This is a genomic window from Cytobacillus sp. MT66, assembly GCF_058792595.1.
Genome location: NZ_JBXAFB010000003.1, coordinates 14,905 through 33,750 on the forward strand (window position 1 = coordinate 14,905; position 18,846 = coordinate 33,750).

Sequence of the window (18,846 nt, forward strand, 5' to 3'; positions counted from 1 at the left end):
AGGTGCCTGTCCCTGTGTCCACGCGAGTGCCTCGGACAAGGTTGATGTGACCCCGTGTCCGCTAGGAGAACGGTGGGAAGTATCCGTCTGCTTGGAATGTCATTTCTTTTGGTTCTTGTAGTATTTCGATGTTTTTTTTGTCTTTCAATTCGTTGAAGATTACTTCGGATACGTATAAATCTCCGATATGGAGGGTGTTTGGGATTCTTACGATTCTTGCTTCTTCTGAGGCAACTCCCCAGGTTGCGCGGAGGGCTGCTTTTAGTGCCTCCCGATCGTTATCCAGGATGATTGGAATTTTTGCACGGTCTAAGAATGTACTTGTAATGACGTTTTCGTTCATGGCTTGATAATCAATTTTTTCAAATAAACGCTTGGTGGTTAAGTCAGCTAAGCCAATGCCGAGCGCGTTTCCGTGACTGGCTTCGCTTACATCTGATGCTATGACATATTTAATATCCGGTGTTTTTGGTTCTTCTACGCCTAATACACGAATGCGGCCAATGATATTTGTATCCATGCCAGTTCCGCTGTAGTTTTTGCCGATTTCATCGACCACGAGGATATCGATTTCGTCTACAGGAAGGCTTGGCATCAGTTTGAACGCTTTTTTCAATAATTCTCTTTCCCGTTTTTCAATATCGTCTGGCTCGATTGCTTCAATGATGGCGGTTTCTTCATGGGCATTTTCAACAATGGCTACACCGAAAAGGGTATTTGAGTTTTTGATGGCCGTTTTTCCTACCTCAGGCATCATTTCGCTGATTCCCTTAACCCCATACGTGTGCAGGGCCAGCGCCTGTTTATGTTTACCCATCCCGATCGATGCCATTTTCAAGACGCCGCTTTCGACTTTATTCTTGAAATCTGTATGCGGCTTGACACGTCCCATCACGATGACTCCATCCGCATTGTATGCATGCTTATCCACGTAGACGGGAATTCCATCAGATGTTAACCCGACTTCTTCAACATCCATAGAGGAACGGATTTCACAGCCAGAGGATTCAGGCGTTACCCCTAGGCCGGCAAGCATCTCCACCTGACCCTCCGCTGTTGCCCCGCCGTGGCTGCCCATGGCCGGAATAATAAACGGGGTGGCCCCTCTTTTCTTAATTTCGTCTGCCACGCTTTTGACGATTAAAGGAATATTCGCAATTCCCCGGCTGCCGCAGGTAATAGCAATCTCCATACCAGGCTTTATTTTTTCATCCGCCTGCACATGGTTGAATTGTTCTGCGATGGTTGCAGGGATGTCCTTAATACTTTCAGCTTCAAACTTCTGTCTTATTTTTGCGAATTTCGGAAAAGCCATCATTAAAGTCCCCTTTCAGACTCACATTAAGTTTGGTCACTTTCATTTTAGAAGTATGTACTTAATTTCTATTAAATATAAAGGCAGCAAGAGATCGATGAACGGACCTCTTGCTAAAATTAGATGATTTATTCTGCTCTTGGAGCTAATTCAATCGCCATGCGGATGGCTTCTTTTAAAGACAGCTCATCAGCGATATTTTTTCCGGCGATGTCAAATGCAGTTCCGTGATCTACGCTTGTGCGGATGATTGGCAGACCGACTGTAATATTGACGCCAGCTTCCAGACCTAATACTTTAATTGGCCCGTGTCCCTGATCATGATATTGAGCGACAACAATATCAAAATCGCCGCGTTTTGCTCTAAAGAATAAGGTATCTGCCGGCAGCGGACCTTGGACATTGATGCCTTCTGCCTGTGCTTTTTCAACAGCAGGAATAATCTTTTCTTCCTCTTCGCCATGGCCAAACAAGCCATTTTCCCCTGCATGAGGGTTAATTCCGCAAACGGCGATTCTTGGTGATTCGATTCCTGCCTTTTTCAGCGTTTCATGAGCAAGTTTGATGACTGTGTACTGACGATCAACATTAATATTATTAATCGCATCAAGCAGGCCGATATGTGTCGTTACATGAATGACTCTTAAGCCAGGTGCGGACAGCATCATGGCATAATCTTTTGTATTGGTTAATTCGGCTAAAATTTCTGTGTGGCCAGGATAGACATGGCCACCTTTGTGAAGAGCTTCTTTATTTAAAGGTGCTGTACAGATGCCTTGAATCTTTCGCTCATTGGCATAAGCAATCGCCCTTTCCAAATAGCGGAAGGCAGCGTTTCCCGCTTCTGGTGACACCTGGCCCCATGGCAGATCTTCCGAAACTAGATCCAAATCAACAATATCGATCGTGCCGTATTCGCACTTAGCCTCTTCAGGACTTTCAATGGTATTTAATTGAAGCTCAATATTCGTTACATCTAATGCTCTTTTAAGGATTTTCAGATCGCCGACAACGAATGGGCGGCAATTGTCATAGACGTTTTTATCATTTAAAGATTTAACGATAATTTCGGGTCCGACACCTGAAGGATCCCCCATTGTGATTGCGATGCTTGGTTTATTAGCAGCCATATTCATTTCCTCCCATGTGAACAATTTATAAAATGAAGCTCAAAGTTAATTCTGAGCATTTTCTTCCGTAATGGTTTGCAGTGCTCTGGAAAGGGCCTGTTTGGTTCCGAATGCACCTGCTTTCGTTACAAGCTGCATCCCGTCGAATAATCCGCCAAATAATTTTCCATACGGAATCCCTGCTTCCACTTCGCCAATGACGCGAATTCCCTCGCCATTTAGGGCCTTGCAGGCGGCTCCAGCAATATCTCCGCCCGTTAAAACAGCCCCGCTAATTTCTTTGCTTTTGATGATTTGACCGGCAATTTCACCCATTGATTGGGCAATGGTATAACCTACCTCGAAATTCGATAGGCCAAGTTTCAGCTGAAGTTCCTTAATTCGATTAATGACTTCCCGCTCCCGATTGGTCGAAATGACTAAATCACCTTTTTCGAGCTGAGCCGTACCTGCATTGACAGCACGCTCAATTTCCTGCTGTCTTCTCTCTTCATAAAAAAACTCTTCAGGAGAAAGAATAATTTCTTCTATATTATAGTTATCTTTCAGATCTTGAATCTGTAATGCAATAATAGGATTGACACTGCCTGCAACAACCAGCACCGGAGGCCGGTCGTGCATCTGAACGCTATGGGATAGCTCCTTACTTTCTTCTTCGCTGAAAAGGTGGGCAGCAATCCCTGCCGAACCAACCCAGAGGAAAGATTCCTTTAAGGATTCAGCCGCATCAGCAATCGTCTGCATTTCCTCATCCGTTGTTGCATCAATGACAATGATTCTTTCATCTGAAGTCAGTTGATTCATCTTCCCTATCAGATGGTTCTTCCCTTTTCTCACATCGGAAATGGAAATTAGTTCAACCTTCCTTTTCCCCTGTTCCTGAAGCAGCCTTGGCAGGAAGCTTTCTTTTACAGGACTGACAGGGTCACGAGAAATGGCCGTCTCTTCTAAGAGCACGTCATTGACATAATGGTAGCCGTCTAACGTTGTCCGGCCGCTTTTCGGAAAAGCTGGCACTACGAATGCCGTCTTTATTTGAAAAACATCCATGACAGCGTCAATCTCTGGAACAATATTTCCCCGCATCGTCGAATCTATTTTTTTAAAAACCCTGGAAACACCGAGTTCTTTTAATTGTGCAGATAAATGATGGACCGCTTCATAGGCTTTCTCCATACTTAACGCGCGGCTGTCCGAATTTAAAACAATCACATCTTCCTTCATATGCTTTGGCTGTAATGGTGTATCGGAAAACAGCACGGTCGTGTTCAAGCCTTTTTTCGCAAATTGAACACCAGTGTCATTTGCACCTGTCAGATCATCGGCTATAACCGCCATTCTCACGGGTTTCTCCCCCCTTTAAAAGCCAAATCCATTCTTTTATTTTTCATCTTATTTCATTCACCTATACAGGTTCGTCTGATAAGTTTTCTTGTACTGCTTCATTTGATTATGCACCATGGATATTTCACTTTTACGTTTAAACCTCAAAGCGCTTCCAACAACACTAATCATAAACGAAGTTGTTGCATTTAGCAATATATTTTTTCTTAAATAACATATGTTGTTTTATGCATCAATTACATAAAATAAAAAACGCAAGCTCTATTTAAGCTTGCGCCATAATGTGGATCGGTTAATCCCTAAGCGTTTGGCTGCTTTAGACTGATTAAACCCTTCCTCTTCAAGGACTTTTTCGATAACTTGCTTTTCTATTTCTTCTAATGTTCCGCTGATATCGATTCCTGCCGTTATTGCATCCTTCTTTTCTTTAGGCTGATCTGCTTGTTTTAAAGCTTTTTCAACCTCTTCCTTCTCAATATAAAATGAAGAAGTATGGGTAAATACATCTGCAATAACCTGTTTTAACTGTCCGACATTTCCTGGCCAGTCATAGCTCATAAGCTCCTCTAAAGCGTCCTGGCGAATTCCAACGACACTATTGCCAAATTTCGGATGCAGTTCCGAAATAAATACATGCACTAAATCATCGATATCGTCTTTTCGGTCTCTTAATGGCGGCATATGAAGCTGATTATGCTCAAGCTTCTCATATAATTCACATGAGAATGTGCCCTGATTGACCTTTTCTTCGATATTGCTTTCAGAAGATGCAAACCAGTTCAGCTTAATGCTTCTTATTACCTTTAGTAAGTCTGTTTGCTTAGCTATATTTAAGTGATCAATGTGTTTAAAATACACGATTCCATTGGAGTGCTGATGAAAAAAGTCAGTATTCAACTGCTGGTCTTCTTTTAATAAATCACAGCGCACAATAATGAACGGCTCATTCGCCGTTTTTCTTCTTATATATAGAGAGCGGGCAGCCAGGTCTTTTCCCGAACCTTTTTCCCCGGTTATCCAAACTGGCTCCTTACTTTTTCCATAGTTTTTAATTTGCAATAACACTTGCTGAATTGATTTGCTTTTACCTGTAAAAGGTATATTGGAAGCTGAAGTATGGACTTCTATCGCAGCTGAGCTGTCACCTGTAATCGTTTCGCCCGCCGGATTTTTCTCAAAAAACAATGCAATTGCTCCATCTTTTGGGCTTGCTGTTATTTTCCACAATGTATGGCCAACCCGAACGATTTTCCTTTGTTTTTCCTGTGTCCTGCCTGTTTCCTGTAAGAGCCCTTTTATCTCATCGAGCTTTTCAATGGTTACCCACTGAAATTCATTATGAAAACGCCCATTGCCATAAATAAACTTTTCCTCTATATCGAATACGGCAATGGCGTGTTCTTGGCTATCGAGAATGGACTGAAACAAAGAAACATTCTCCTGCAATCGCGAAAAAATGTGATAGGACCTTCTAGCTTCATCAAGTGCATCAATAATTGCTTCCTTGCCTGAAGTAATCAGGACACCTGTAAGCCCTAATTGTTTCGCAGCTTTTACAGTAATAACGTCTCCGATAACTACTTCATAACCTGCATTTTTTAAATTCAATAATTCCCCTTGAACCTCTGTTTCTTCCGTAATCGTAATGGTTTTCATATTCAAATCCAGAAGCTTGCTTACCGTGGCCGCTCCTTGTGTAATATTTGAAAAACCAACGATGGCTGCTTTCCGGGAAAATCCTTTAACAAGGGTGATAATCCGCAGCACATCATAGCCTGTCACTGGAATATCGATCACAGGTATGGATACTGCTTTCTGAATCAGCGATGCAGTACCGCCGCGGCTAATAATCACATGGTAGCCGTTATTTTCGGCTTCCTTGGCAATCGTGACTCCTTCGTGCAAATTTCCTAGCTCAATATGGAATTGGAAATCTTCTGCTTCATGTTCAACTTCTTTCATTATTTCATAAAGTCCCTCGTATGGGACAATGACCAATGCTTTAATCATTCGCCTTTCACCTTCCAAAAACCCCATCCAATTAGACTCGCGTTTCATTTGCGGCAAGCACTTTATTCATGCTGCCGCTGACATAGCCTTGAAGATCCAGGGTGACATATTTATATCCGAACCGCTGGAGATTTTCCATGATTTCTTGATGGTTTGCTAAAATCACCTGCATATCCTGAGGCTCAACCTCGATCCTGGCGATTTCCTGATGGGTCCGGACGCGCACTTGTCTGATGCCAAGGCTTTTGATAAAGGCTTCAGATTTTTCAACCTTTGTTAATTTTTCTTGCGTGATTTTTTCTCCATAAGCAATTCGGGAAGACAGGCATGCAAAAGATGGCTTTTCCCAAGTTGGCAGGTTTAGTTGCTTGGAAAGCTCGCGAATTTCATCTTTATATAAATTGGCCTCCTGCAGCGGGCCGCGGACTCCGTGTTCTCTTGCAGCACGAACGCCTGGGCGGTGTTCACCCATGTCATCGGCAATTAATCCGTATACAACATTTGTGAAACCCTTTTGTCTTACAATCGGTTCGATCTCTTCGAATAAGCCATTTTTACAGAAATAACAGCGGTTCTGGTCATTTTCCGCGTATCCTGGAATGCTTAATTCCGAGGTTTCAATCACCTGGTGTTTCGCACCGATGAGTTTAGCGAGCTTCTTTGCTTCCTCTAATTCGCTGGAAGGGTAGGTTTCAGAATCGGCTGTCACTGCCAATACATTGTCAGCTCCCAGCACATCTACCGCCACTTTTAATAAAAACGTGCTATCAACCCCGCCAGAAAAAGCAACAACCACATTCCCCATCTCTTTTAAAATCTCTTGCAGTCTTTCGTATTTCTCGTTCATCCCTTTGCCACCTGCCCCTTATTGTTTTTATGTATTCAAGTATTTGACCCTTTTAATCTTTATGCATTTTGCAACACTAACCTAATTATAAACAATTTTATCCATCAATAAAAGCGGTTTCATCATATAAATGTATTAGAGCAGACAAAAAAAGAAACCATTTTATTGATTTCATAAAATGGTTTCTTTTGGTTGTTAGATAAATATATCTAACACTAATGTTGCTCCTAAACCGACCAGTGCAACGATGGTAGAGAGTACCGTATAGGTTCCAAAAGCTTCTTTTAAGGTCATGCCTAGTGATTCTTTAACCATCCAGAACCCAGCGTCATTAACATGTGAAGCAATGGCGCTTCCTGCACCTGTTGCAAGAGCAACTAGTTCAAGGTTTACATCAGGCATAGTACCAAGAGTTGGGATAACTAGTCCAGCGGCTGTTAAAGTAGCTACTGTTCCTGAGCCTAAGCAAATACGCAGGATAGCTGCAACTGTCCAAGCAAATAGGACTGGTGACATGGCAGAACCTTCAAATAGTTTAGCAACATAATCACCAACACCGCCGTCAATTAGAACCTGTTTTAAGGCACCGCCGCCTCCGATAATCAATAACAGCATTCCTAAAGAATTGATTGCGCCGGTAGCAGAATCCATTAAGCGCTTCATTGGAATTTTTCTTCTTATTCCCATTGTATAGATGGCAAATAATAATGAAAGCACCATCGCAGTTGAAGAATTACCAATAAAACGAATGAACGTGACGAACCAATTATCTCCAAATCCCATAGCAGGCTGGATCATATCAACAATGGCACCAATCGCCATTAAGATGACTGGGAATAATGCTGTAAATACACTGATTCCAAAACCAGGTGTTTCTTCAAGCTTAAATGTTTTCTGAATGCCAAATGATTCACTGCCTTCTCTAGTCCAGGCAGTTGGAACAATCTTTTTAGCGATTTTCGGATACCAGATACCTGCAATAAGAACGGTTGGAATAGCGACAATAATTCCATAAACTAAAACCAAACCGATATTTGCCCCATATTCAGCTGAAACAGCCGTAGGTCCAGGATGCGGAGGCAAGAACGCATGTGTTGCTAATGCCGCTGTAACCATTGGAAGACCTAAATGAACAATAGATACTTTTAATTCTTTTGCAATTGAGAAGATAATTGGAACTAATAAAACGATGGTTACTTCAAGGAATAAGGCAATTCCGCAAATGAATGATGCGAACAATACTGCCCATTGAATTCTTTTTTCGCCAAATTTATCGATTAATGTGATCGCAATCCGATTGGCACCGCCTGAATCTGCGATTAATCGTCCAAGCATAGCACCGAAACCAAAGATTAATCCAATATGGCCTAGCGTTCCGCCTAAACCGCTTTCAATTGATTTAACAACATCGCCCATCGGAATTCCTAGCGCTAAAGCTACGCCAAATGAAACAAGGATTAATGAAACGAATGTGTTTAATTTGAAACCCATGATTAAAATTATTAAGAATAGTACCCCAATAGCTATAATAACTAAAGGCATCGCTGTCACCCCAAAGTAGTTTTCTAGTTTTTGAATAATCATCTTTTCTTCTTATCAGCCAACTTTAGACGGAAGCTTTCCGCGGGCAAGCCGCCTGCAGAGGGCTGGTTTATCATTACGAAAATCAACAGCAGTTTAGGACAAATGCCATTTCCTACTAAAGGTACTACTATTTTGCAACACTTTTATCCACCAAAGGCTTAGGAGATTACAAAATCCGCTATAGTGTTGATATTCGCATCACGATGTGAACGTTATCATTTTAAACTGTTCAGAATAATCCTGTCAATAGGACAAACTGAAATATTATTTGTTTATTTTTTCAACACATCGATTTGTAATTAACTATTGTAACGGTGATAGACTCATTCCTCTTCCAATTATTTTCTGCTAATAGAGCGAAACGTATAACAGTTTGTTTTTTAAACCATAAAAAAAAACGGATAAGGCTGGTCACCTTATCCGCATATCATAGTATTTATTTTTGGGCGATTGTCTTCCAAACCTGTTCATAGACCTGTTTCAATGGAATCTGATGAATCTTGGCAATGCTCTTGCATTCCTCATATTCTGGGGCGCTTTGCACGAGTTCACCTTCATAATAGCCCTTCTTGACGGTGACAGGCCCCCATTCTGTTTCAATTGTGGTAAATTTTCTTTCCAGCCGGTGAACCGTTAAATAGTAATAACGTACACCCAGCGTTGTGGTTTCTTTAAATAATATTTCTTTCATTTTATCGATATTGTTACAATTCGTTAGGAGCTGGAGTAAAACACCTGGACGGTTTTTTTTCATATAAATCGGTGTGTAAAAGACATCGTTCGCCCCTGCTTCAAACAGTAAATCCATAACATAGCCAAGCCATTCGCCTGGCGTGTCATCAAGATTGACTTCCATCTTAACCATCTGATCATCTATATGTTCATCATTGTGCGGGTGCTGTGCCATCGCTTTATTCCCCTATGATGACCCGTAGGACATTTGGCCGGTCTTTAAACGTTTTTGTACCGGCACCATAGCCAATAGATTTCACTTTTATAGATGGAAGTGTGCTGAATTCTTCTGCCAGCACCGCTGCAATGGCGGCGCCCGTTGGCGTGGTCAATTCAAATCTCACATCGCTTTGTTCAATCGGCACCCCTTTTAATATTTCTAGAGTGGCCGGTGCGGGGACAGGATAGATGCCATGGTCAATATGTATTTTTCCAGAACCTACTGGGACCGGCGAGGATTTGATGGTTTTGATTCCTAATTGATGAATTAAGATCGCTGCCCCGACAATATCTATAATCGAATCCACTGCGCCTACTTCATGAAAATGAACCTTTTCCAATGGCACTCCATGAATATGTCCTTCAGCTTCGCCAATTTTCCGGAAGATTTTTAAGGACATGTCCTTGACTTCGGGTGCTAATTCCGATGTTTCAATCATTTTTGCGATATCACTGTATGAGCGATGATCGTGGTCATGATGATGGTGGTGATGGTGATGGTCATGTTCATGTTCATGATTATGTTCGTGATTATGGTGATGATCATGAGTATGCTGGTGATCATGGTGATGTTCGTGATCATGCCCGTGCTGGTGATTGTGATCATGGTTATGTTCATGTGCGTGATCATGCCCGTGCTGGTGATTGTGATCATGGTTATGTTCATGTGCGTGATCATGATCATGATCATGATCGTGCTCGTGATGGTGGTGATGATCATGTTCATGAAGGTGATCTGTCTGCGTTAGCACGACATCGAACTTGGTGCTTGTGATTCCGTTCTTTATCACCTTTTTCCATGCCAATTGATATTCATCTTCAAAACGAAGCTTTTTTAATTCTTCCTCTAAGACCGCAGGATCTGCTCCTGCATCAAGGAGAGCACCGATAAACATATCGCCGCTGATTCCCGAAATACAATCGATATATAGTGTTTTCATTAACAATTACTCCTTTTTCCCGTAGCAAATTCTATTACCTATTATTTCATTGGCTGGTGCGGACATACAATATTTCCAGCCCTTACTACTAGGATAAACTTTACAGAAGAAATAGAAAAGCCTAAATCTTATTTGATTTAGGCTCGTGGGACAGAGGGACAGGTTCTCTGTCCGTAAAAGGGGCTGTCTCAATGTCCGCGGGACAAGGTGCCTGTCCCTCTGTCCTTTTCTATCTCTGCAGGTTGGGGTATAGTTTAATCATTGCATCTGAGATCATGTCGGCCATTTCTCTTGCCTGCTTTTCGATTGCATCGTAGACGGCAATATCCTTTTGATAGTCCTTTTGAATCATCGATACGGCTTCTTGCTTGGTTAATCTCAAATGGGTATAGAACATTTGTCTGACTTTTTCCCTTGGCAGGTATGGATTTACATTGCTGAGGAAGACGGCGATTTTATCTGCATTTGCATACCATTTCCGTTCTGCTTCTGCTGCTCCTTGGGTGTTGCCCGCAATCGCTGCTTTTACTAGATCTGCAGCTACCAGTAAATGCTCCTTGATTAAAGTAGCATATGTGTTGGCTGCTTCCTCCCCATAAATCGGCCTGAACATATTCCCCATATCATCTGCATTTTTCAACAAACGTGCGAGGACAAAGTCGACATCCGGCAATTTAAAGGTCAAGCTGATAATGGCCATCCTCGTCCATGCTACATGTTCTTCCCATAGGCTGCGCTCATTTCGCATCAACTCGACTTCTCTTTGGGTTATGCAATCCTTTTGTCCTGTATTGGCCGCTTGTATAAAATTAGGCTGGCCAGCCATTTGCTGATATGGATTCACTCCAGGATTCGTTCTATAAAATTCCTCTGGTGTGGTGTAAAAATGCAGGCCAGGCATCCCATATTGGCCACCCGGCTGTACAAAATAAGGAAACCCTCCATTTGAAAAATGATACACGTCCTTCTCTCCCCTATTCAAGAATCCGGCTTTTTGTGATAAACGCCTGTAACAGTGTATTCATTTTTTAAATAAGGGTGAGAGCCTGGGGACAAAGGGATAGTAACCTTATTTTAGAGGTTTGGATTTATAAAAGGTGTTCTTTTAGTCCAATTTATCAACTTCGAAGATAGGGGCGTCTTTTCATCAATATACCCCTACTTTTTTAAATTACGTATAACATTATGTTAAAAGTTTAATAGCTTTCATTACTCGTTGGCACATTGAATATTCATTTATCTTTATTTAGATCTTCCTCTGTTTATTGATACCGGCCCACATAATCATTGGAATAATCAATAATGAAAGGACTGCACCAGCAATTGAAAGGGCTGCATAACTAAATTGTGCTACAACCATTCCAGATATGCCTCCTCCTAATGCTCCTGATAAAGCAATCCAAACATCTACAGACCCTTGGGTTTTAGCCCGAGTAGAAGCGTGAGTTGCATCTACAAGGATGGCTGTACCACTGATTAAGCCAAAATTCCAGCCAAGTCCTAGTAAACCAAGTGCTGTAATGAGTAGTGCCATCGAATCTGCAGGTCCCAAAGCGGCTAAAATGCCAGAAGCAAGCAGCGTAATAGCTGAAGCCATAGCCATAACTGAACGGCCAATTTTATCAACAAGAAAACCTGTTACTAACGAAGGCAGGAACATAGCCCCTATATGAAACCCAATGACAAGCCCTACATCATTCAAACTATGTCCATAGTGTCCCATATGTATAGGTGTCATCGTCATAATGGCCATCATCACAAATTGAGTCAGGATCATTATTGCGGATCCCGCAAAAATTGCTCGCCTGTTTGTCGATAATAATTTAGATTTTTCCTCAGAAAGCAAATGACCAGTTGTTTTTTGGGCATCTGATATTGCTTTTGCAACTACATAGGGATCAGGACGAAGCAAAATGAACAGAACTAAACTTGCAAGTATATAAGCTGCTGCAGCTAATATAAATGGACCGGCTAATGCAGGAATTCCTAAGGATATAGCGAAATCACCCATTACATCTACTAAATTGGGGCCCGCAACAGCACCGAATGTGGTAGAAACCATGGCTTGCTCTTTGTTTTGAGGTTGCTAAGTCAGTTCCAGCATAGCGTGCTTGCAGGTTTGTCGCAGACCCTGCCCCATAGATTAGGAGTGAAGCAAATAAAAGTAGAATACTATTCATAATTGCTGAAATAACAACGCCAATGGCACCGATCCCTCCGGCCAAAAATCCTGCCGCAAGCCCGATGCGACGACCAAATCTCTGAGAAGATCGGCCGACAAGCAGGGCGGCTCCTGCTGAACCTAAAGTAAATAACGCCGTCGGAATTCCCGTTACACTATCTGTACCTAACATGTTTTGTGCGAGAAGTGCCCCTACTGCGATCCCTGCTGCAAGTCCTGCCCCGCCAAAAACTTGGGATATAACAATAACAATTAATGTTTTTTTATATAATTGTTGTTGTTTTTCTGGAGAAGTTAGATAGCTTTGCAGCCAAGCTGATTGAGCGTCTAAAACTTTTACATTATCTTTAGCTAACATCCTTAACCTCCCTTTCTTTTTCCATTTAGATTTAAATCATCATAGCACGCATACAAAAAGCCACACAATATTATAATTGTGTGGCAAACAATATTATGTAAGCTCGTTTAGTAAACGTTTCAGGATCACCAATCCTCGCTCAAGCTCTTCTAGTGATTCCGTTGCACAGATAGCAACCCTCACAGCCCTCTCTGGACAACTATTTCCAACTACAAAACGTTCAGCTGCATACACTTGTACACCCTGCTGCGCAGCTAATTTTTCAAATTCAGCACCTGTCACTTTGCCAGGCAATAACAGCCAACGAAAGATACCTGTTTCAGTACCTAAACAAGTATAATCTGCTAAATATCGATTGACGACTTGGTTCCTGATAATCGTTTGTTTCCGATGATTCTCAATTAAGACTTTAAATTGATTTGATACAATCGTACGTGCAGTAAGTTCTGCTAATAAGGGGGATACTGTTATATTTAAATTGTAAAGTGCTTTTGCAATTAGCTCCTTATATTGACTCGGCACCGCTGCATAGGCTAGGCGTAACCCTGGTGCGATTGATTTCGATAAACTCGCAATATGGATGACCTGTTCTGGTGCGAAAGATGCGATTGCCGGTAAGGTTTTTTCACTGTGGAGATGGTACGTTGCATCTTCAATAATGAACTGATTATATTTTTTGGCAATAGCTGCAATCCCTTTTCGATTCTCAACAGACATGCAAGAAGTTGTCGGATTATGATAATCTGGAATTAAGTAAATGCCTTTAATATTTTCATTTTTACACGCTTCTTCAAAAGCCGTTGGACTCAACTCATAGTTCTCTGATTTTATCGGAACTATTTGCACACTAAGCATCGATGCAACAGTTTTTAAGCCTGGGTACGTATGATAGTCAGCACCAATGCGATCTCCTGGCCAACATAGACTTGCCAGTGTAGCAGCCATTGCATTTTGACCCCCATTTGCAAATAAAATGTGATCAACTGTTGTTTCAAACCCGCCTCGTCGGATGAGCTTTACTGCGGCATCCTTTTGCCAAAGGCTTTCGCCTGGTCGACCATAACCAAACCATTTTTCATAATCTGTCTCTTGCAGCATGCTTTTTAGTTGGAGTAACAACGGCTCGTAAGAAGCATTGTCTGGCAGTGTTGCTCCCATTTCAATTTGCTGCGGCTTTGTATCTTCAAGTAAATACGCATTCGATAACGCATCATATGAGACAAATGTGCCACTGCCAACAGATGAACTTAACAAGCCCTTTAACCCACAAACTTTAAACGCTTTTGAAATGGTACTCAAATTTAAATCTAAATAATCGGCCAATTCTCGCTGTGGAGGAAGTTTGGTTCCGGGCAACAAAACTCCATTTGTAATATCCTGTTCCAATTGCCCTGCTAGTTCTTGATAAATAGGCTTTTTAGTTTTATCAATCGTTGGCTTCCAACTCATCGGATAGTTTTCGAAAGAATTAATCGGCATGATACGCATCCTTTTTTCACACAATTATATGATTGTGCCGTTTTTATGACAATTATAATCTGCTTTTTGAGATAAATTTCATGGCTGCACTTTTATTCTTAATCATTTATAAATACCATGCCGATTAGATTTGCAGTCATTTTGATCAAGGTTAAATAGAGAAATCCTTTAAAAATTCAGGTGTCCAGCCAACAATTGCATTTTGTTGGCTGGACACCATAGGAACTAACCCAACTTTTATAATTGGCTTCTTCGAAAAACCGAGGCTTTTATAACAGGCACCCTGTCCTACTGGCCGTCCACTACTTCTTTAAGAATTTCATAGGAACGTTTTTGTTTGTCAGGGTCGTAAATATATGACACAGCCATAATTTCGTCTACGTTATATTTTTCTTGGAAGTTTGCCAGCTGCTCTTTGATGGATTCTTTACTTCCAAGTAAGGTCACGCTTGACATCGATAGGGCAGCGTATTCTTCCTGCGGGCTCCAAATGCCATCCATTGTGTCAACTGGCGGCTGCAGCGTGTTCTGTGAACCGCGAACCACGTTTAGGAAAAATTGCTGCATCGTTGTTTGTTCTCGTTTCGCTTCTTCATCGCTTTCTGCTGCAATGACATTTAAACAAACCATCATATAAGGAGCATCCAAGTATTCTGATGGCTTGAATTCTCTGCGATAAATAGAGATCGCTTCTTCCATGAATCTAGGCGCAAAGTGAGAAGCAAATACATATGGCAGCCCTAATTTCGCCGCTAGATGGGCAGAGTCTGTGGAGGATCCAAGAATATAAATTGGCACGTTCAAGCCAACCCCTGGAAAGGCCTTTACATAACTTTGGCGTTCTGCAGGTCCAAAATAGGTCAACAATGACTTCACATCTTCAGGGAATGTGTAGACAGAATCATTTTTGGATCTCCTTAGAGCGCTTGCTGTCAGCATATCTGTACCGGGTGCACGGCCGAGTCCTAAATCCACACGGTCTGGATAAATTGTTGCCATGGTGCCAAATTGTTCGGCTACCACTAATGGTGCATGATTCGGAAGCATAACCCCGCCTGACCCAACACGGATGTGATCGGTGTGCTCTAGTGTATGTTTGATTAAGATGGATGTAGCTGAACTGACTAAAGTAGTTGTATTATGATGTTCTGCAATCCAGTATCTCGTGTAGCCCATTTTTTCTGTTGCCTGAGCCAAATCGACCATGGCATCTATGGCATCCTTTGGGGACTGCTCTTGGCGAATGGGAACAAGATTCAAGACTGAAACAGGAATTTGTATATTTGCCATTTATAACTAACCTTTCTTTATGGATTCACTATAATAGTACCAATTAACATTTCGGAAACAAAATGAAATGCTTTTATTGGAAAAAAGTATAAAAAAGCCAGAACAGCTGTCCTGGCTTCACAAAAAATTCTACTTTTATTTTAATAGACCTTTTTCCTCATAATAGCGCTTAGCACCTTCATGTAATGGAATGCCTGCTAGCTCTGTAGTGGCGTTTTCAATATCCATTTGTTTAACAATCGCGTGAGAGGACTCAAGCTCCCCTAGCTTTTCCCAGAAAACCTTTGTCATTTGATAAATGGTTTCGTCATCAACTGATTCATCAGCAATTAGCATCATTTTAATGGCTAGTGTATCAACATCTTTATCTTGGTTTTCATAGGTTCCTGCTGGAATCGTCATTTCAGAGTACCAAGGATATTCTTCCATTAATTGTTTGCGGATTTCTGGCTCAATGCCGATTAATACTCCATCAGCTGTTTGCGTCATTTCAGTTACAGCAGCAGTTGGCAGGCCTGCTTGGATTAACGCACCATCAAGCTGCTTATTTCTCATTAAATCAATCGCTTCAGTAAAACCAACAAAGTTTGCCTTAATATCATCTGGATAGCTCATTCCATAAGCTGGAAGAATAATACTAGATTCTACTTCAGGTGTACTTCCTGTTGCTCCTGGAGCAAATTTCTTGCCTTTTATATCACCAACAGATTCAATTCCTGAATCTTTGCGGACAACGAATTGGTTTGGATTATAGTAAAGTCCAGCAACAATACGAACACCATCATACTTGCGATCCTTAAATCCTCTTTCTCCATTAAAAGCTTCCCAAATAATTCCAGATGTAGCAAATGAAATGTGTGACTCGCCATCTTTCAATTGATTCAGGTTGTCAACGCCGCCATTAGAAGCTTGAGCGTTTACACGCAATCCTTCAATTTCAGTATTCCATAGATTTGCCATTGCTGAACCAAGCGGATAAATCGTACCTGTTGTTGAAGCTGTCGGGAAGTTTAAATTTTGCGGCTTGCTCTTTTCTTCCCCTTTGCTTTCCTCGCCTGAAGCGCTTTCTCCGCCGCCTCCGCAAGCGCTCAGCACAAGAACTGCACTAAGCATACATAATAATAATACATGCCATTTTTTCTTTCCTAACATTTTTTCTAACCTCTCCCTTTTTTATATTCATCTCCCGCCAAATTTAGCGGGAGATTTCTAATATTGTTAGCTCACAGATTGGCTAAACTCTTCTTGTTCATATTTCTTTTTCGCCACCCACTGCCAAGCAATAACCACCAGCAGTAAGCCAATACCCAGAAAATCTGTAACGGCTCCTGGTGTAATCATCAAAATTCCTACTGCCAGAAAAATCAATCTCTGAATAACATTAGCTTTCATCATTAGCCAGCCCTGCAGACCAGCTGCCAGTGAAATACAGCCGATCGTTGCCGTAATTGCTGGGATGATACTTTCAGAATATGGGTTAGCCCCAAGCAGCAGCTGTTCGTTAAAAATAAAGAAGAACGGCAGGATAAAGCCGGTTAGGCCAAGCTTAACAGCTGCCATTGACACTTTCATCTGATTGGTTTGCGCAATTCCGGCAGCCACATAAGAAGCAAGGGCGACTGGAGGCGTAATATTAGACAGGCATGCATAAATTAGGACAAACATATGGGCAGCAAGCGGTGTAACACCAAGATTAATTAATACTGGGGCACCAACTGTTGCAACAATTACATAGGCTGCAACACCAGGAACACCCATGCCCAAAATAATACTCATAATCATGACCAGTAAACCAGCAATTAGGATACTATCATTTGTGTAATTCATAACACTGTAGCCAAAATTAAGGCCAAGTCCGGTTAAGGACACTGTTCCAATGATGACTCCGATGACTGCACAGGCAACAGCCACTCCAACGGCCCCTTTTGCACCCTCTTCAAGGGCTAAAAGAATGTCCTTTAACCCCATTCTTGTTTCTTTGCGCAGCCAGCTTGCCACTACACAGGCAATGATGGAGAATACCGCAGCATATAAAGGGGTATAACCCATGAATAACATACCCATCAATACAAATAATGGGAGAGATAGGTGGCCTTGTTTCTTGAGGACTTCTATTGCATTCGGAATGTTTTCTTTAGAGAGCCCTTTTAACCCTAAACGTCTTGCCTCAAAATGAACAACCATGATTAAAGTTAAGTAATAAAGAAACGCTGGAATAATAGCTGCAATCATGACGACTGTATAGGAAACGCCTAAATATTCCGCCATAACAAACCCCGCAGCACCCATGATTGGCGGTGCAAACTGTCCTCCGGTTGAGGCAACAGCTTCAACAGCTCCAGCAAAATGCGGCTTGTAGCCATTTTTTTTCATAAGCGGGATAGTTAATGTTCCGGTTGTCGCCACATTCGCCAAGGCACTTCCGTTGATCATCCCCATCAAACTGCTGGCAATGACCGCTACCTTCGCCGGTCCGCCCGGAGACCGTCCAGCAATCGTTAATGAAAAATCATTAATAAATTGGCTGAACCCGCTTCTGCTCAAGAAGGCGCCAAATAGGATAAACAGGAACACAAATGTAGCCGAAACCCCAATAGCAATTCCAAAAACGCCTTCGCTGCCGAAGTATAGGTAATCAATGATCCGTTTGACGCTAAAGCCGCCATGTCCGAAGATGCCAGGTACCAGTGGACCAAAGAAATTATAAAGGAAAAAGATCAATGCTAAGATTGCTAGATTTCCTACCACCCGGCGGGCAGCCTCAAATATCATAATGATTCCGATCGCACCAAAGATATAATCCGGAAGCAGCAAATACCCGCCTCTTAGCACAATCGTTTTATAGGAAGCTAGTAAATAACCGGTTGATGCAATACTTAATAGAATACAAATCATATCAAATACAGACGGGAAGGTAAGCGTCCGTTTTCCTTTTTTCGTTGCAGGATAGAGCAAGAAAGTGACAACAAGCAAAAACATCATATGCCAGGCTCTTAAGGTGATTGCGTCAAAAATCCCCGCACCTGCTGAAAAGATTTGAAAAATCGACCAAATGACAGCGACGGCAGTTACAGCCTTGGCTGTTTTTCCTAAATATGTACGAACACGAAATTCGCTATCTACTTTTTCTACTAATTCCATCTCTTTACTCATTGGCAACCACCTCCTATTTTGGAATAATTTTAATCTTCTGTGATGATTCTATATTAGTTTCTTTAGCACGTCAATACGAAAGTCCTTTTTGGCGTTAAAGGAATTTAGTATTTTTGTAATTTTCACTAGTTTTTTAGTCGGATGTCTGATCTTATTTGGGATTTACTAGAATTTCTATTCAGGAGTGTATGTTTTTAGATTAATTTGTTTGATTTTCTGGTTTTTTGTCCGAAGTCCGCTCGGCTTTAGACTCCTTTGCGTG

General features: G+C 41.7%; 13 protein-coding genes and 1 pseudogene. All 14 read right to left on the reverse strand.

Going from position 1 to position 18,846, the window contains the following annotated elements; translation table 11 throughout:
* Window positions 1-61: 61 nt before the first annotated feature.
* On the reverse strand, window positions 62-1,318 hold the full coding sequence (locus AC1Q59_RS06015) for a nickel pincer cofactor-dependent isomerase, group 22 (RefSeq protein ID WP_492364896.1): 1,257 nt from the start codon (window positions 1,316-1,318) through the stop codon (window positions 62-64).
* Window positions 1,319-1,443: 125 nt separating this feature from the next.
* Complete coding sequence (gene pdxA / locus AC1Q59_RS06020; protein ID WP_492364897.1) at window positions 1,444-2,445, reverse strand: 4-hydroxythreonine-4-phosphate dehydrogenase PdxA; 1,002 nt, start codon at window positions 2,443-2,445, stop codon at window positions 1,444-1,446.
* A 45-nt stretch (window positions 2,446-2,490) separates the two neighbouring features.
* On the reverse strand, window positions 2,491-3,783 hold the full coding sequence (locus AC1Q59_RS06025; RefSeq protein ID WP_492365355.1) for a four-carbon acid sugar kinase family protein: 1,293 nt from the start codon (window positions 3,781-3,783) through the stop codon (window positions 2,491-2,493).
* A gap of 267 nt (window positions 3,784-4,050) precedes the next feature.
* Window positions 4,051-5,799, reverse strand: a complete 1,749-nt coding sequence (locus AC1Q59_RS06030) for a PrpR N-terminal domain-containing protein (RefSeq protein WP_492364898.1) — start codon at window positions 5,797-5,799, stop codon at window positions 4,051-4,053.
* Window positions 5,800-5,830: 31 nt separating this feature from the next.
* Window positions 5,831-6,646 carry an ATP-dependent sacrificial sulfur transferase LarE gene (gene larE / locus AC1Q59_RS06035; RefSeq protein ID WP_492364899.1) on the reverse strand — a complete coding sequence of 272 codons (816 nt, stop codon included), beginning with the start codon at window positions 6,644-6,646 and terminating at the stop codon, window positions 5,831-5,833.
* A gap of 195 nt (window positions 6,647-6,841) precedes the next feature.
* Window positions 6,842-8,188, reverse strand: coding sequence for a gluconate:H+ symporter (locus AC1Q59_RS06040; protein WP_492365356.1), 1,347 nt, complete (start codon window positions 8,186-8,188; stop codon window positions 6,842-6,844).
* A gap of 478 nt (window positions 8,189-8,666) precedes the next feature.
* Window positions 8,667-9,137, reverse strand: a complete 471-nt coding sequence (gene larC2, locus AC1Q59_RS06045; RefSeq protein WP_492364900.1) for a nickel pincer cofactor biosynthesis protein LarC2 — start codon at window positions 9,135-9,137, stop codon at window positions 8,667-8,669.
* Between the two features lie 4 nt (window positions 9,138-9,141).
* Window positions 9,142-10,122, reverse strand: a complete 981-nt coding sequence (gene larC / locus AC1Q59_RS06050) for a nickel pincer cofactor biosynthesis protein LarC (protein WP_492364901.1) — start codon at window positions 10,120-10,122, stop codon at window positions 9,142-9,144.
* Between the two features lie 229 nt (window positions 10,123-10,351).
* Complete coding sequence (locus AC1Q59_RS06055; protein WP_492364902.1) at window positions 10,352-11,083, reverse strand: hypothetical protein; 732 nt, start codon at window positions 11,081-11,083, stop codon at window positions 10,352-10,354.
* Between the two features lie 285 nt (window positions 11,084-11,368).
* Window positions 11,369-12,662 (reverse strand): annotated as a pseudogene (locus AC1Q59_RS06060) (MFS transporter).
* A 93-nt stretch (window positions 12,663-12,755) separates the two neighbouring features.
* Window positions 12,756-14,141 carry an aminotransferase-like domain-containing protein gene (locus AC1Q59_RS06065; RefSeq protein ID WP_492364903.1) on the reverse strand — a complete coding sequence of 462 codons (1,386 nt, stop codon included), beginning with the start codon at window positions 14,139-14,141 and terminating at the stop codon, window positions 12,756-12,758.
* A gap of 288 nt (window positions 14,142-14,429) precedes the next feature.
* On the reverse strand, window positions 14,430-15,431 hold the full coding sequence (locus AC1Q59_RS06070; protein ID WP_492364904.1) for an LLM class flavin-dependent oxidoreductase: 1,002 nt from the start codon (window positions 15,429-15,431) through the stop codon (window positions 14,430-14,432).
* A gap of 135 nt (window positions 15,432-15,566) precedes the next feature.
* The gene (locus tag AC1Q59_RS06075) at window positions 15,567-16,583 is read right to left on the reverse strand and encodes a TAXI family TRAP transporter solute-binding subunit (protein WP_492364905.1); all 1,017 of its coding nucleotides are present in this window, start codon (window positions 16,581-16,583) and stop codon (window positions 15,567-15,569) included.
* A 66-nt stretch (window positions 16,584-16,649) separates the two neighbouring features.
* A complete protein-coding gene (locus AC1Q59_RS06080; protein WP_492364906.1) occupies window positions 16,650-18,584 on the reverse strand; it encodes a TRAP transporter permease in 1,935 nt (644 codons plus the stop codon).
* Window positions 18,585-18,846: the final 262 nt, after the last annotated feature.

Bases quoted from the DNA above. Each gene is read 5' to 3' on its own strand.
- AC1Q59_RS06075 (WP_492364905.1), bottom strand. From the start codon at position 16,583: ATGTTAGGAAAGAAAAAATGGCATGTATTATTATTATGTATGCTTAGT.
- AC1Q59_RS06015 (WP_492364896.1), bottom strand. From the start codon at position 1,318: ATGATGGCTTTTCCGAAATTCGCAAAAATAAGACAGAAGTTTGAAGCT.
- AC1Q59_RS06070 (WP_492364904.1), bottom strand. From the start codon at position 15,431: ATGGCAAATATACAAATTCCTGTTTCAGTCTTGAATCTTGTTCCCATT.
- AC1Q59_RS06065 (WP_492364903.1), bottom strand. From the start codon at position 14,141: ATGCCGATTAATTCTTTCGAAAACTATCCGATGAGTTGGAAGCCAACG.
- pdxA (WP_492364897.1), bottom strand. From the start codon at position 2,445: ATGGCTGCTAATAAACCAAGCATCGCAATCACAATGGGGGATCCTTCA.
- larE (WP_492364899.1), bottom strand. From the start codon at position 6,646: ATGAACGAGAAATACGAAAGACTGCAAGAGATTTTAAAAGAGATGGGG.
- larC (WP_492364901.1), bottom strand. From the start codon at position 10,122: ATGAAAACACTATATATCGATTGTATTTCGGGAATCAGCGGCGATATG.
- larC2 (WP_492364900.1), bottom strand. From the start codon at position 9,137: ATGGCACAGCACCCGCACAATGATGAACATATAGATGATCAGATGGTT.
- AC1Q59_RS06080 (WP_492364906.1), bottom strand. From the start codon at position 18,584: ATGAGTAAAGAGATGGAATTAGTAGAAAAAGTAGATAGCGAATTTCGT.
- AC1Q59_RS06025 (WP_492365355.1), bottom strand. From the start codon at position 3,783: ATGGCGGTTATAGCCGATGATCTGACAGGTGCAAATGACACTGGTGTT.
- AC1Q59_RS06030 (WP_492364898.1), bottom strand. From the start codon at position 5,799: ATGATTAAAGCATTGGTCATTGTCCCATACGAGGGACTTTATGAAATA.
- AC1Q59_RS06040 (WP_492365356.1), bottom strand. From the start codon at position 8,188: ATGCCTTTAGTTATTATAGCTATTGGGGTACTATTCTTAATAATTTTA.